Annotated in this window: 11 protein-coding genes; 10 read left to right on the top strand and 1 reads right to left on the bottom strand. The window is 37.5% G+C overall.

The features are described from left to right. Positions 1-2 precede the first annotated feature (2 nt). The gene (locus JOD14_RS10760) at positions 3-1,880 is read right to left on the bottom strand and encodes a beta-N-acetylhexosaminidase (protein WP_204654797.1); all 1,878 of its coding nucleotides are present in this window, start codon (positions 1,878-1,880) and stop codon (positions 3-5) included. A gap of 285 nt (positions 1,881-2,165) precedes the next feature. Between JOD14_RS10760 and JOD14_RS10755 the strand changes: the two genes are divergently transcribed. The 10 genes from JOD14_RS10755 (at position 2,166) to JOD14_RS10710 (ending at position 14,679) form a co-directional block, all read left to right on the top strand. After that, positions 2,166-3,119 carry an ABC transporter permease gene (locus JOD14_RS10755; protein WP_204654796.1) on the top strand — a complete coding sequence of 318 codons (954 nt, stop codon included), beginning with the start codon at positions 2,166-2,168 and terminating at the stop codon, positions 3,117-3,119. A gap of 13 nt (positions 3,120-3,132) precedes the next feature. Next, positions 3,133-4,047 carry a carbohydrate ABC transporter permease gene (locus JOD14_RS10750; RefSeq protein WP_204654795.1) on the top strand — a complete coding sequence of 305 codons (915 nt, stop codon included), beginning with the start codon at positions 3,133-3,135 and terminating at the stop codon, positions 4,045-4,047. A gap of 67 nt (positions 4,048-4,114) precedes the next feature. After that, positions 4,115-5,746: a type 2 periplasmic-binding domain-containing protein gene (locus tag JOD14_RS10745; RefSeq protein ID WP_204654794.1), complete on the top strand. Its 1,632-nt coding sequence runs from the start codon at positions 4,115-4,117 to the stop codon at positions 5,744-5,746. Positions 5,747-5,947: 201 nt separating this feature from the next. Continuing rightward, positions 5,948-6,574, top strand: coding sequence for a YesL family protein (locus JOD14_RS10740; protein ID WP_204654793.1), 627 nt, complete (start codon positions 5,948-5,950; stop codon positions 6,572-6,574). Then, positions 6,571-8,841 (top strand): AraC family transcriptional regulator, encoded by a 2,271-nt coding sequence (locus tag JOD14_RS10735; protein WP_204654792.1) that lies wholly within the window; start codon positions 6,571-6,573, stop codon positions 8,839-8,841. The genes JOD14_RS10740 and JOD14_RS10735 overlap by 4 nt, the downstream gene beginning before the upstream one ends. Before the next feature lie 15 nt (positions 8,842-8,856). Beyond that, positions 8,857-9,801 (top strand): DUF7916 family protein, encoded by a 945-nt coding sequence (locus JOD14_RS10730; RefSeq protein ID WP_204654791.1) that lies wholly within the window; start codon positions 8,857-8,859, stop codon positions 9,799-9,801. A gap of 27 nt (positions 9,802-9,828) precedes the next feature. Beyond that, a complete protein-coding gene (locus JOD14_RS10725; protein ID WP_204654790.1) occupies positions 9,829-11,133 on the top strand; it encodes an alpha-L-fucosidase in 1,305 nt (434 codons plus the stop codon). A gap of 63 nt (positions 11,134-11,196) precedes the next feature. After that, the gene (locus JOD14_RS10720) at positions 11,197-11,826 is read left to right on the top strand and encodes a YitT family protein (RefSeq protein WP_204654789.1); all 630 of its coding nucleotides are present in this window, start codon (positions 11,197-11,199) and stop codon (positions 11,824-11,826) included. 102 nt (positions 11,827-11,928) lie between these two features. Beyond that, on the top strand, positions 11,929-13,320 hold the full coding sequence (locus tag JOD14_RS10715; RefSeq protein ID WP_204654788.1) for a glycoside hydrolase family 1 protein: 1,392 nt from the start codon (positions 11,929-11,931) through the stop codon (positions 13,318-13,320). Next, complete coding sequence (locus JOD14_RS10710) at positions 13,321-14,679, top strand: family 20 glycosylhydrolase (RefSeq protein ID WP_204654787.1); 1,359 nt, start codon at positions 13,321-13,323, stop codon at positions 14,677-14,679. Positions 14,680-14,885: the final 206 nt, after the last annotated feature.

The raw sequence follows: 14,885 nt of genomic DNA, 5'->3' as shown, positions 1-14,885 counted from the left end.
GCTTAAACATCAGATAATTTACTTGGACTAATTATACCATGATATAGATTTCTGCCAATCATTCCTTCAGGCATTAAGTATGGACCATCAAATGGTCGCTTCATTTCTGCTAATTCTTCAATTGGGTCATTATCGGTTAACCATTCCGTGATTCGCCAAACGGTTGTATCGATTCGACTTAGGATACCACCGTAACGAATGTCTAAAATTTCCCAGCCAAATGGTTTGTTTGCTTCAAACCATAGTTGGCGATGGCTCAAACGTAATTCTTCGACGAGTTCTTTTGCGCGAGCGATTGTTTTTAATTGACGCGTCATTTCTTCTTTATCTTGTGCAAGATACGCTTTTTGTAATTGGTTTCCTAGATCCGCTTTAATCGCTAATAAATCGGCTAAAAGGGTGTAGTGATGGAACATCGGGCTAATTTTTTCAGAATAGTGTGCTTGTTTCAACTGCTTAGCCAATTCTGTATAATGAGTCGTTAAGTCAAAGTGTGAAATGGTTTCGTCATATAAACCTAAAAGTAAATCTTGATACAAAATGATTTTACTTACTGCTGAAGCGTCTGGGTTGTTAGGAGCCACTCCTGGTGTTTGATCAAACAAATCAAGTAATAAGAAAGCTGCCATTTCTTCGTTTTGAATTTCATTAAAGCGTTGTGCTAATAACTCATCTGACACTTCCTCATTAAATTGGTGTTCAGCAAATAACTGTAAACCAAGTAAGGCTGAATCAAGTGGTGTTTCTGCACCATCATCGCCCCATAAAGTGGCGTAAATGGATTGAATTCCTTGTTTTTTACAAGCATTTAAGGCAGCTTGGGTGGAAGCGATTGATTTACCGTAGTTTGGCGCAATCCCATTCCAAGTCCAAATGCCACCAGCAAAGACGATTGGTTTTTCTAATAACTTATGACTTTCTAATAAGTGATGGTATTCGGCTTCATTATGGTGGTAGTAATCCCAATAAACCATTTTGACGTCAGGAATATTTGCGACTACTTCTTTTGGAATATCAAACTCAGGGTCGTAATAATCACCCGTTTTTGAGCCTAATCTGAAGTACATATCACTCCACATCTCAACTTCAAGGTCTAATTGATTGGTAATTTCTAAAACTTTGGCTAAGTGACGGTTCATGATGTCAAAACGGTTGGTAAAACCATTTTTTTGTAAATAGCGGCCTAGCCCTAAAGTGTGCGCTTCATCCATGCCGATATGAATTTTTTTGGTACGAAATGGTTTGCTAGCGGCTTGAATGGCTTTTTCTAAAAAGGCATAGGTTTTTGGTTCATCGACAAGCAAAATATCTTCGGTGTCTTTCATTTCACGCGCGAAGTTCCATTTTAAAGGGTTTTTTAAATGTCCTAAAACCTGAATGGAAGGGATGACTTCAATCCCTAATGCAAAACCGTAATCGTCTAATTCTTTTAATTGTTCATAAGTATAACGACCACGCATGTAACCAAAGTAAGGATATTCGGGAATTTCATAAGTATCTTCCATATAAAGCATGAATTGATTGAGTCCCATCGTACTACAAGTTTCAAGGAGCTCTTTGATTTTCTCAATCGTTGGTACCGCATTTCGTGAGGTGTCAACCATCGGGCCAATCAAATCAAAGTGGGGTGTTTCATGTAGTTCATATGAAGGATCATCCCAGTGTTTTAATAGTAAAGTTAAACCACGGAAAAAATGTGCCGGTTTGTCGAAAACAATTTTAATTTCGTCTTCACTTTTTGAAACAATTAAATCTGTTCCTTGTTGCCTAACTTGGATCATTGTGCCATCGGATGCCCAAGTGAAATTTAATTTGTTGCTTAAAAGCTTGACTCCCTTTTCAATGAGAGTTAAATCACCAGTAAAATGTAACGCTTTCATTAAAGTATCCCCTTTCAAATTTATCAAAACAAGTATAGTACAAAATCCAAAAAGAAGGAATCGTTTGAAAGTTTTACATATTGAAAGCGGTTTTTACACATTATTTTTGGGCAGATTGCCGAAAAATCAAGGAATATTTAAGAAAGAAAACAATAGTCAAATGTGAAGAAAGGTTGATATACCAACGAATAAAGCGTGAACAAGAATCACATATTGAGTACCATTGCAAAACACGGTAAGCTGAAAGCGTGTTCAGGTGACAAACGAATTGAAGGGGGAAAAAAAATGGAGTTAACTGGCAACAAGCCGCAATTAACGGCAAAGCAAAAGCAACGAGAAAAAAGAAAAAAAGCAATTATTTCTAGTCGGCAATTATATGTCTTTATCTTACCGGCATTCTTAAGTTTCTTGATTTTCTCATATATTCCTATGTACGGAGTAATCATTGCATTTAAAGATTACATCCCAGCGTTAGGTGTTTGGGGGAGTCCTTGGGTAGGATTTAAACACTTTAATCGTTTCTTTGATTCTTATTATTTCTGGGATTTACTTAAAAACACTTTAGGTATTAGCGTGTATTCATTAGTGGTAGGGTTTCCATTACCGATTATCTTAGCTTTGGCATTAAATGAAATTAAAGATGGACCATTAAAGAAATTCTCGCAAACGGTTACTTATGCACCAAACTTTATTTCAACGGTTGTTATGGTTGGTATGATTTTAGCATTCTTAAATCCATCAACGGGTATCATTAACCACGCGTTAGGTTTTATTGGAATCGAACCAATTTCATTTATGGAAGACCCACGTTGGTTTAAAACCGTTTATGTATTATCGGGTGTTTGGCAAGGAACTGGTTGGGGATCTGTTATCTATCTCGCTGCTTTAGCTGGGGTTGATACACAATTACACGAAGCAGCCATTGTTGATGGTGCAAGTCGCCTGCAACGTATTTGGCATATCAACTTACCAACTATTCGACCAACAATGGTGATTTTATTAATCATGAACGTCGGTTCTGTGATGAACTTAGGGTATGAAAAAATCTTATTAATGCAAAATCCATTAAATATGGAATCTTCTAACGTTATTGCGACTTTTGTTTACCAACAAGGTTTGTTAGAAGCTCAATATAGTTACGCTGCAGCGGTTGGTTTATTCAACTCCGCAATTAACGCGATTCTAATGATTACTGTAAACAAAATTGCCGCTAAATTAGGCGAATCAAGCTTATTCTAGGAAGGAGATACATATGAACAATCGATTAGTCAAAGACACCAAAGCCGATAAAATCTTCATGGGTTTTAACTACATCTTCATTATTTTGGCGGTTGGAATTGTCTTATATCCATTGATTTACATTATTAGTGCTTCAATTAGTGATCCACAATTTGTAAACTCAGGCGAGATGTGGTTATTCCCGAAAGGTTTCACTTTAGAAGGCTATAAAACGATTTTAGAAAACAATAGTATTTGGCGTGGGTACTTAAATACCATTTATTATACAGCGTTAGGTACATCAATTAACTTATTAGTAACGTTACCGGCTGCTTACGCTTTATCACGTCCAGACTTTTACGGACATCGTGCCTTTACAACATTCTTATTAATTACGATGTTTGTAAGTGGTGGTTTAATTCCAAGTTACTTATTAATTAAAAACTTAGGCATGTTAAACACTGTTTGGGCATTGGTTTTACCTGGTGCAGCTTCTGTTTATAATATCGTAGTTACAAGAACATTCTTCCAATCAACGATTCCACGTGAAATGGAAGAAGCAGCCATTATCGATGGTTGTTCAGACTTTAAATTATTCATGAAGATTGTATTACCATTATCGACACCAATCATTGCGGTTATGGCATTGTTTTATGGGGTTGGTCACTGGAACGGATTCTTCAGCGCGTTAATTTACTTATCAGACAAATCAATGTACCCATTACAAATGGTTTTACGTGAAATTTTAGTTTTACAAGATATGTCATCAAACTCAATTGGTGGTACAATGACTTCTGAAATGGCTGAATTAATGTATTCAAAACAACAATTAGCAGCCGTAATTAAATATGGTGTGATGATTGTTTCAACGTTACCAATCATTGCGGTTTATCCATTCTTACAAAAATACTTTGTTAAAGGTATGATGGTAGGTTCCGTTAAAGGATAAAAAACTAAATTTGTTTAAAACGGCCATTCGCCGATTTAATAATAATCTTTTCGAAGGGGAGAAAGAGATGAAGAAAACAAAAGTATTAATGGGTTTATTTGCATGCGGAATGTTACTTGCAGCATGCGGCAACGGTGGCTCTGATAAAAATGCAGGGGCAGACGTTGAATTAGGAACAGTTGGGGAATTCCCAGTTGTGAAAGAAAAACTTTCTATGACCATGATGGGCCCAGGTACTGGTGCAGCAGAATGGAAAGACATGGCTGTGTTCAAAACAATGGCTGAAAAATCAAATATTGATTTTACTTTCACGACACCTCCAATGGCTGACTTTGCGACAAAATTAAACTTAGCTTTTGCTTCAGGCGATTTAGCGGATGTTTTATTTGGAACGGATTCAAACTCTTTAACAACTGCAATGGAAATGGACTATGGTAAGCAAGGAATCTTAGTGCCAATTGAAGATTTAATTGCCGATAATATGCCAAACTTTAACCAAATTTTAGAAGAAAATCCAGATATCCGTAAATCAATTACAACACCAGACGGTCACATTTATTCATTACCAATGATTCACCGTGGCAACACTGCGATTTGGCCTCGTGGTCCAGTTTGGTACAATGGCGAATGGTTAAAAGCGTTGAACGTAACAGAATTACCAAAAACAGTGGATGAGTTCTACGATTTATTAGTTCGTATGCGTGACGAAGATCCAAATGGTAACGGTAAAGCCGACGAAATTCCATTGACAGACGTTAAAATGGATTCAACACGCCCATGGTTAATGTCAGCATTTGGTATTACTGAACGTGGAATTGAAGAAATTGACGGTAAAGTTGTTTATACGCCAATTACTGAAAACTACAAAGAGTTCGTGACATTCATGAACAAATTGTACTCTGAAAAATTATTAGATCCTGAAGTATATTCTCAAGCAGATGAGCAAAAGAAAGCGAAAGGCCAAAACAATCAAATCGGTTTATTCCCAGACTGGTTCTCATTCTTTACAACAGGTCGTAAAGAAGTAGACGCGATTATCGATCCAATGTTTGGTCCATTAACATCTGATATTTCTCCAGAACCAATTATGCCAGCAAGTACACGTATGGCTCGTGCAACATTTGCGATTACAAGCAAAAACCCTTCACCAGAAGCAACTTTACGTTGGGTTGATTACTTCTACGGTAAAGAAGGATCTGATTTATTAAACGTTGGTCCAGAAGGCGCGTTCTGGGAGTATGCGAAAAACGATGCAGGCGAACAAGTTCGTATTTTTGCTGAAGGCGTAGATCCAGCTGATTCAGAAACAGCTCGTTCAAAAGTAACACCAAACTACGGTATTACTGTACCAACAATGGGCTTCCCAAGCGATCCTGCAACATCAGTTAAAGCGAACGCAAACGATGTCCCAGATACAACTTTCCAAGACTTCATTACAGAAGAAACCGAAACAAAAATTACACCATTTGCTAAAGTTACTTTCCCATTATTATACTTAACTTCTGAAGAGTCAGATAAAGTTCGTGATAACGCAACTGACTTGAAGACTTACGTAGAGCAAATGGAAGCGAAATTTATCACAGGTGTTGAACCATTATCAAACTGGGATAAATATGTTGACACAATTAAAGGCATGGGCGTAGAAGACTACGTGAAAATTTACCAAGGTGCGTATGACCGTTGGGCAAGTGCTGAATAATTTGTCTTAATGCAAGAAGGGATTGCCTTTCTTTTGTTGAAAAAGTAAAGATTTAGAGTTTTTATTCTCTGATCTTTACTTTTTTCTTTTGAACAGGGGAAGATTTGTGAATTCTTAGCGTTTTTTTATAGTTTTAAACTAAAAAAAAACCTCATTTTATGTTAAGCTATCCTTAGTAGTTTTAAGGGGGGCTTCATTTATATGAAAGAAATGAGAGGAATTATTAAAGGCAGTTACGTTTTAGGACAAAGGATGATTGAAGGCCTGTATTTGCAGCTTTTATTTGTTTTATATACGTTAAGAGGTGGGATTGTTTTAGGTTTTTTTCCAGCATTGGCTTCAGTTTTTCAAGTTATTTATCTTTTTATCATTCGTGGAAAAGACTCTGTGAAAATTCCTGACTCATTTAAAGCGTTTTATCTAAAATATTTTAAGATGAGTAATTATTTAGGTTATACCATGCTTAGCTTGTTCTTGTTTTTAGTTTTTGATTTAAGAATTTCAAAAATCTATCTTCAAGTACCAATTATTCATTATGGGCTAATTTTAATTTTAATTTTATTATTTGGTGCGTGTCTATTTGTGTTTCCGACACTTTGCCGTTATGAGTTAACTTATAAGCAGTATTTACGTCAAGCAATTGGGTTGTTTTTTACGAATTTAACAGAATCTATTGCGATGTTAATCGGTTCTTTTTTAGTAATGGGGATTTATGTTGCTTTTCCAATTTTATTAGTGATTGCAGGCGTTCCTTTATTTGTCTTGCCGGTCATGTGGTTTGCCCTTCAAGGAATGAAGAAAATTGAAGGAAAGGTTGATTCTTTATGAGAAAACCTTACTTCTCCTTGAATAAAGTTCGTTTTGATTTTAAGAAAAAAACGTTCTATCGCTATGTCGTATCTTACTTAATGGCTTTTTTGTTACCGTTTTCGATTGTTTCAGTGATTTGGTATCAAACGTCAACAACCAGTATTAACGATCAAATTGATTTATCTGCGAACAATCAATTGATTCAAGTTCAATCGATTATGTCAGGGAACTTAACGCAATTAGATTTAATTGCCAAGCAAATGGGGTACAGCAATCTTTTAACGGAAAAAATGGCGACACACCCTTATTATGCCTCCGAAATGACAAGAGAATTACAACGTTATAAATTTTATAGTAGTTTAATCGAAGAGCTTTATATCTATTATTACAATTTACCAAATGAAATTTTTTCTTCAAACGGAAAGCTTGATTTACGGACGTTTATTCAACTACGGTATGCCGATTTTTCTTTTGAAGACCAGTCGTTGAGAGAAGCGTTGCAAACAACTGTTCCTTATATGCAAACGGTCTCAAAAGCGAAAAGTAGTGATGAGTTAGGTTTATTAAGTTATTTTGTTCCAATTGTCACCGCAGAAGGCGTTCCTTATGCAACCGTCGTGTATACCATGAAGATGTCTGATATTCAACAAGCCCTTGATAAAGCAGTTAATCAAGAGACCGGGAAGGTTTTTATGCTTGATGCGCAAAATACCTTGCTAGCGTCGTCTTCTCAAGGACAAATACCTTCGTATATGCAGACACCACAAAAAGTGGAAGAGCTTTTGCAGAGGACGACGAAGCGAACCGATGAAGGGGTTTATCGTATTAGTGTTGTCGAAGACCAAGATTTTGGGATTCGCTACGTTGCTTTGACGAACTCAAGCCTCGCCTTAAAAGATGTTAAACGGGCACGGATGCAATCTTTATTTTTTGTTTTGCTATTGTTAGCGGCAGGGATTGCAATTGTTATTTTTATTACAAAAAGACAATATAAACCAATCCGTGAGTTAGAAAAATTAATGGAACAACAAATTGGTACCCCTTCAGCAGATGAAGAATTAGGTAGTATCGATCAGATTGGTAACCAAGTAGTGACGTTTTTAAAACAAAACAAAGAACTTCACCAAGAAATTCGTCGCCAGACCCCGCATGCACGTGAACAAGTTTTGCGTAAGTTATTAATGGGACGTTTTAAAGACGAAAAAGAAGTGCAATTGTTATTAAAAGCCGTTGATGTTCAATTATATGATCAAGGCTATTTTGTGATGTTAGTTGATACCAAAATGGTTACGACAGAAACAAGCATTCAAAACCAAGAATTTTTAATGAGTTTTTTAGATGACTTAAGCGGGGAGACGTATCGAGCGTATGGTTCTGAGTTGTTATCTTCTCAAGCGATTGCCTTGTTGGTTAGCTTGGATCAAGGGAGTAATCCACAACAAGTCGTCAAAGAAATTGTGGCTAAAATCGTCTTAGAAAACGTGGTTGGTCCAGCAGTTGGGGTAGGTTCCGTTGTCAAAGAACTAGTAAATATCAACAATTCTTATATCGAAGGCTTAGCGGCACTTGAGTATCACACCGTTTCGGGGTTGCCAAACCAAACGTTATTCTTCCATGATATTAAGCACTCCAAGAAAAATGAGGTATTCTCATATCCGACGGAAGAACAAATCAAATTGCGTCAAAGTTTGCAACAAGGGGATTATGAAATTGCCACCGAGACGATTAAACAAATGGTTCAAAAAGGAATTCAAGATCAACCAACTGTCGCGGGGATGAAGCTTTATAGCTATTATCTACTGAATAGTGTGGTTACCGTAGGGGTCGAGATTGTTGGGGAGTCCTTTTTTAAAATCGCTGAAAAGGCAACTGAATTTAGTAATATTTACGAACTAGAAACGGCTTTAATTGCGATGAGTAAAGAGATTTGCGTGACGGTCTTAAAAAATCCGAAAAACCAAGAATCAGAACTACAAAAAGAAATTTTTGCTTATTTAGATGAACATTACGCGTCACAAGATTTTTCTTTAGAGTCTGTTGCGGAAGAATTTGAAGTGTCGGTTTCGTATTTAAGCCGTTTTATCAAAAAAGAAAGTGGCATGACTTTTTCGAAATATGTACAAGACCGTCGTTTAGAAAAAATTAAACGTGATTTAATTGAAACCGATCAGCCAATTAAAGACATCATTGCCTCAGCAGGTTATTATGATGTTTCAAATTATACAAGAAAATTTAAAACAATTACGGGGATGACACCTGGTCAATTCCGTGAAAAATATCGTTAGAAAAGAGTGTAAAACATGGTAAAAAGATTAATTAGTGCCACTGCTTCAGAAATTCGCCAAATGAATCGCGAGGAGATGTTTGAAGCAATTAAAGCAAGTGATGGGCGCGTAATTGTTAGTGAAAATGTTTGTTGTAGTGCTACTGCAACCGATAGTACAACGAACGCAGAACTTGCTGCCGCTTTTGGCGCAGACATGTTGTTATTAAACTTATTTGACTGTTTTAACCCGGTAGTCATTGGCTTGCCAGGAATTGGTCTATCAGAGGCCTTTGATTACTGGGCAAATCCAAGTAAAAATACACGAAACCCAATTGAAGAGTTAAAACATTTAACTGGACGTTTAATTGGGATTAACTTAGAGCCAGTTGCCGAAGATCAAATCACAATGGGTGAAAAAGTCCAAATTGGGAATGGTCGTAAAAGCACAGCTGCAACTTTCCAAGCGGCAGAAAAACTTGGTGTTGATTTTATTTGTTTAACCGGAAATCCTGGAACAGGGGTGACCAATGAACAGATTGCAGCAGCGATTCAAGTTGGGAAAGAAAACTTTAGTGGTTTAATTATTGCTGGTAAAATGCATAGTGCTGGTGTGGATGAACCAATTATGACAACGAGTGCGATCGAAGCATTTGCTCAAGCGGGTGCAGACATCTTGTTATTACCAGCGGTTGGAACGGTTCCAGGTTTTGATCAAGAAGAATTAAAAACAGCGGTTAAAAAAGCCAAATCGCTAGGCATGTTAACGATGTCAGCGATTGGCACCAGTCAAGAAAGTGCCTCTCCTGAAACCATTCGTCAAATTGCTTTATGGAATAAAATGTGTGGCGTTGATTTACACCACATTGGTGACGCGGGTTATAGCGGTGTGGCACCGTGTGAAAATATTTATCACATGTCGGTGGCAATCCGTGGCGTGAAGCATACGATTCAGATTATGGCGCGTTCGATTAACCGCTAATTAAAAGAGAAAAGTAGGGAGCAACAAATGACTAAGATTCGGGCGGATATTGAAGAAAATATAGCCGCAACTTACGAAGGCTATGAAGAACAATTACCTGAAAATATTCAACAAAAGTTAGAGTGGTTTAAAGATCAAAAAATTGGTGTGATTTTTCACTGGGGTTTATATGCAGTCGCTGGGATTGTCGAATCTTGGCAAATGTCAGAAGAAGACGACTGGGCTAGAAAACGTGGTGGCTGGCGCAATCAAATCGATGAGTTGCGCAAAGATTATTGGGGACTAAACCATAGCTTTAATCCGTATGCTTTTAATCCAGAAGAATGGGCGAAACGTTGTAAAGAAGCTGGTTTTCGTTATATGATTTTTACAACGAAGCACCACGATGGTTTTAATATGTACGACACAAAATATTCCGACTATAAAGTGACGGCTGCCCCTTGTCCGTTTGCAACCAATGAACGTGCTGATTTATTTCTTGAAGTGGCAGATGCCTTTCGAGAACAAGGCATGGGGGTTGGCGCTTATTATTCAAAACCAGATTGGCATTCACCACTTTACTGGGTTCCAGGCGAACATGCAAAAGGGCGGTATGCAAGTTATAATCCACTTGAATACCCAGAACGTTGGGCGCAATATGATCAATTTGTCCATGATCAACTTGTTGAATTAGCGTCTTCTTATGGCGACTTAGATTTGATGTGGTTAGATGGTGGCTGGGTAAATAAGCGCAATGAGTTACTGGACATGGATCGCATTGTAACCGACGTCCGTGCCCAACAACCAGACCTTTTAATGGTTGACCGTAGCATTGGCGGTATCCACGAAAATTATGTGACGCCAGAAAGAAAAATTCCAGATACACCACCAACAAAAGCTTGGGAAAGTAATATTCCTTTAGCTAAAAACTGGGGCTTTTGTCCAAACGACACTTATAAATCTTTTGAAGAAATTTTAACTAGTGTGGTAAAAGTGGTCGCGATGGGTGGGAATATCATTCTAGGGGTCGGGCCAAAACCAGATGGCACGTTACCCAATGAAGCATTCACCATTTTAGAGCCACTAGGGAAATGGCTCGATCAATTTGGTGAAGGAATTTATGAAACACGCCCCGTTCATTTTAAAGTGGCTGAAGGCTGGTACTTTACGCAAAAAGGTGCGACTTATTATGCTTTTCATGAAAAAGGGCAAACGAACCCACTAGTCATTGAGGAATTGCCTTTTGCTGTTCACAAAGTTACCGATTTGAATACAGGTCAGGCAAGCAATCTGGATACGATTAATCAAAATTTATGTCATGAAGATTTATACCAAGTTTATAAAATTGAATAAAACATCAAAAAAGGAGGAGCTGGGGGAACAACTCCTCCCTTTTTTTGTGTGAAGTGAGGAAAAATGACAATTATTCAACATAAGAAAACAATTCTTTCTATTTTGAAAATCATGCTAGGGAATCTTTTGTTAGCGATTGCCTATGCGAAATGGATGGTTCCACATGCGATTATTAATGGCGGCGTGACGAGCTTATCGCTAGTCTTACAAAAAATAACGCGTTTGCCATTGCCCTATTTAACCAATGGCTTAACCGTTCTTCTATTAATTATTTGTTGGCTATTTTTAGGAAAAGCGAGTTTAATGAAGTCTTTGGTTAGTAGTTTGTCTTATATGTTCTTTTTTACGTTGTTTTATGAATGGCCTTTTCAGTTGACGATTTGGTTACCACTTGATTTTCTCTTGGCTTGTGTCGTGATTGCCTTTGGTTATTACTGTTGTCTTTCTGAAGGTGCTTCGACAGTTGGTGTGGATGTCATTGCGCTTGTTTTACATCAAAAAAATCCGAAGCGTTCGATTGCAAAAATGATTCGTAATCTGAACTTTAGTGTTTTAGCCTTTGGGTTTTTTACTTATGGTTGGCTTTCCGTTGCGGTAGGAATTTTATTTAGTTTTGTTTATGCTTGGTTTTTAGCCAAGTTTTTAGATTTTTCGGAATTACGTTTAAAAAAGGCGTCTTTAAAGCCAAATTAGAATGTGTATTCCTTGCGAATAGGCATTAAGAAAAAACACATATTGTTTTGTATTCGTTTACTTAGTAGAGTTAAGTTAATAATCATAGGAGGATTGAGGAAAATGATTAAATTTCCAAAAGATTTTTTATGGGGTGCGGCGACTTCTGCCCCACAAACAGAGGGTGCTGCTTTAGTCGATGGTAAGAGTCCATCAACTTGGGATAAATGGTTTGAAATGGAACCAGAGTTATTCTTTGATCGTGTAGGGCCAAACGACACGTCTAATATTTATTACCAATATAAAGAAGACGTGGCTTTAATGAAAAAAATGAATTTAAATTCTTATCGGACTTCGATTGCTTGGACACGTTTATTACCAGATGGCAAAACGTTAAATCCAAAAGCGGTTGAATTTTACCGTAGTTATTTCCAAGAGATGTTAGACAATGGTGTGGAACCGATGATTAACTTATTCCACTTTGATATGCCTTGGTGGTTAATGGAAAAAGGTGGTTGGGAAGCACGTGAATCGGTGGATCACTTTGCTTTTTATGCGAAAACGGCTTTTGAGCAATTTGGCGATTTAGTTAAAAAATGGGCAACCTTTAATGAGCCGCTTGTTCACATTGAGTGTGGGTACATGGGGGATGCACATTGGCCAAAAGTTCGCGACTTTAAACGTGCAATTCAAGTAGGGTACCATACCATGTTAGCACATGCCAAAGCCGTTGAAGCTTATCGCAACAACCCACACAACGATGGCAAAATTTCAATTATCTTAAACTTAGCACCTGTTTATGCTAAGAGCGATGAGCCAGCTGATCAAGAAGCACGTCGTCGAGCGGACTTAATTTATATTCGTAGCTTCTTAGATCCAGTTGTTTTAGGTCATTTCCCAGCAGAATTAATCGAAATGTTTAGAGAAAGTGATTTATTGCCAATCACTCAAGAAGGCGATCGTGAAACATTTGCGAACAATATTGTCGATTTTGTTGGGGTGAACTATTACCAACCATTGCGTGTACAAGCCGTTGAAAATCCAGAGTTTCCTGCGAAATCACCAGGGGCTTGGGCACGTGGCTATAACTGGCCAGAAAAACGGATTAACCCGCACCGTGGTTGGGAAATTTTCCCAGAAGGCATTTACACCATTGCGATGCGCATGAAAAACGATTATGGCAACATGCCTTGGTTCATCTCTGAAAATGGGATGGGTGTTGAAGGCGAAGAAAAATTCATGGATGAAAATGGCGTGATTCAAGATGATTACCGCATTGAATTTTTAGAAGAGCATTTAGAATATTTAGCCAAAGCCATCGATGAAGGAACGAACTGTTTTGGTTATCACATGTGGACGTTCTCTGATTGCTGGTCATGGTTAAATGCTTATAAAAACCGTTATGGTTACTACCGAATTAACCGTGATGACAATTACCGTCGTTCGGATAAAGCAAGTAGTTACTGGATGAAAGATGTTATAAACAATCATGGGTTTACACGAGGAGAAAGATAGATGTTATTTGCTAATGGCTGGTCTTTAAGTATCAATCATCAAAGTCTATTACCAATTGCTCGTCGAGTGAATCAATTGCTTGAAAAAATTGATCAGGCTCCAGGAGTGATTACGAAAGAAGCGGATGCAACGGTTCAATTAATTTTGGACCGTCAAGCAGCCACAAGTTCGGTTGAAAGAACGGCGCAAGGTTTGATTATTACCGGCACTTGTACAAAAGCAACTTTACGGACGGCTGCTTACGCTATTTTAAGAGTATTTTTAGGCGAACTACCTGAAGGGAAAATCCCTGTAGCATTCGCGCAACCACGTCGTATTTTTATGTTAGATATGGCTCGTAAATATTACTCAAAAGAAACCATTTTAAAATTTATTGATGCATTGAATTTTGCTCAATTCAATGTGTTGCAATTGCATTTTTCTGAAAATGAAGGTTTCCGAATTGAATGTGAAACGGCACCTGAAATTGTTTCAGCAGAATTTTTAACGAAAGCCGAAATTCGCGAGATTATATTATACGCTCAAACAGCGGGAGTTGAAATTGTACCGGATTTTGATAGTCCGGGCCACTTGCGCCAAATTTTAAAAACACATCCCGAATGGCAACTTGTCAAAAAAAATCCAGACGGTTCTTTGGAAAAAAATCCGACGGCGCTAAATATTGCAAATTCAGAAGCCGTTGCATTTATTCTTTCAATCTACCGCGAGTTTGCTGAATTATTTTCAACGAGTACCTATTTCCATATTGGTGCCGATGAATTTGTTGATTTTGATGAGATGGAAGCTTATCCCGAAATTCAAACGTATGCCAAAGAAATTTATGGAGAAAAAGCTGCAGGGATTGATGCCTTTGTAGGCTACGTCAACCGCGTGATTGAAGAAGTGAACGGTCTAGGTTTTATTCCGCAAGTTTGGAATGATGGCTTCTTCCGCTTGAATCGAGCAGAAGTCGTAAAATTATCAAAAAATGTTGAAATTACTTACTGGACGAAATGGAACCAAAATATGGCTCCAGTTGAAACATTTATTGAAAAAGGTTATCGTGTAACGAATTTTAACGACAATTATTTTTATTATGTTTTAGGTGAAAATGCTGGGTATACTTATCCAAGTTATCATAAAGTGATTGATTCATGGACACCAGATATGTGGCCACAACAACAAGTCGTACCGGTAGAACCAAAACAATTACCGGGTGTTGCCGTTGCAGTTTGGAATGATATTCCTGATGCGCAAACGCAAACCGAAGTTTTAACCAATGTTTCAGAATTGTTTTTTGCGGTGATGCAAAAGCAAACCGGGAACGTCTTTGCGACAGAAGAACAAATTGCTGAATTTTTAGCAAAAATTTTTGTGTAAATGAAAAAGACCACGCAGACTCTAAAAAAGAGTTTCGTGGTTTTTTTGGGCTCTTTGTCAAATAGTGTTGTTTAGCAATATCCGTATAATTAAGAAGGACTCAGGTTCTTCTTTTTGGCTCTTTGTCAAATAGTGTTGTTTAGCAATATCCGTATAATTAAGAAGGACTCAGGTTCTTCTTTTTTTGTTATTTAATTTTGGCTTTT

The organism is Enterococcus lemanii, assembly GCF_016909125.1.
Taxonomy (GTDB): Bacteria; Bacillota; Bacilli; order Lactobacillales; family Enterococcaceae; genus Enterococcus_I; species Enterococcus_I lemanii.
Note: the sequence above shows the minus strand (reverse complement) of the source record. Positions and strands in the feature narration are given on the sequence as shown.

Excerpts from the sequence above, each read along its gene's own strand:
- JOD14_RS10760 (WP_204654797.1), bottom strand. The coding sequence starts at position 1,880 with ATGAAAGCGTTACATTTTACTGGTGATTTAACTCTCATTGAAAAGGGA.
- JOD14_RS10755 (WP_204654796.1), top strand. The coding sequence starts at position 2,166 with ATGGAGTTAACTGGCAACAAGCCGCAATTAACGGCAAAGCAAAAGCAA.
- JOD14_RS10750 (WP_204654795.1), top strand. The coding sequence starts at position 3,133 with ATGAACAATCGATTAGTCAAAGACACCAAAGCCGATAAAATCTTCATG.
- JOD14_RS10745 (WP_204654794.1), top strand. The coding sequence starts at position 4,115 with ATGAAGAAAACAAAAGTATTAATGGGTTTATTTGCATGCGGAATGTTA.
- JOD14_RS10740 (WP_204654793.1), top strand. The coding sequence starts at position 5,948 with ATGAAAGAAATGAGAGGAATTATTAAAGGCAGTTACGTTTTAGGACAA.
- JOD14_RS10735 (WP_204654792.1), top strand. The coding sequence starts at position 6,571 with ATGAGAAAACCTTACTTCTCCTTGAATAAAGTTCGTTTTGATTTTAAG.
- JOD14_RS10730 (WP_204654791.1), top strand. The coding sequence starts at position 8,857 with ATGGTAAAAAGATTAATTAGTGCCACTGCTTCAGAAATTCGCCAAATG.
- JOD14_RS10725 (WP_204654790.1), top strand. The coding sequence starts at position 9,829 with ATGACTAAGATTCGGGCGGATATTGAAGAAAATATAGCCGCAACTTAC.
- JOD14_RS10720 (WP_204654789.1), top strand. The coding sequence starts at position 11,197 with ATGACAATTATTCAACATAAGAAAACAATTCTTTCTATTTTGAAAATC.
- JOD14_RS10715 (WP_204654788.1), top strand. The coding sequence starts at position 11,929 with ATGATTAAATTTCCAAAAGATTTTTTATGGGGTGCGGCGACTTCTGCC.
- JOD14_RS10710 (WP_204654787.1), top strand. The coding sequence starts at position 13,321 with ATGTTATTTGCTAATGGCTGGTCTTTAAGTATCAATCATCAAAGTCTA.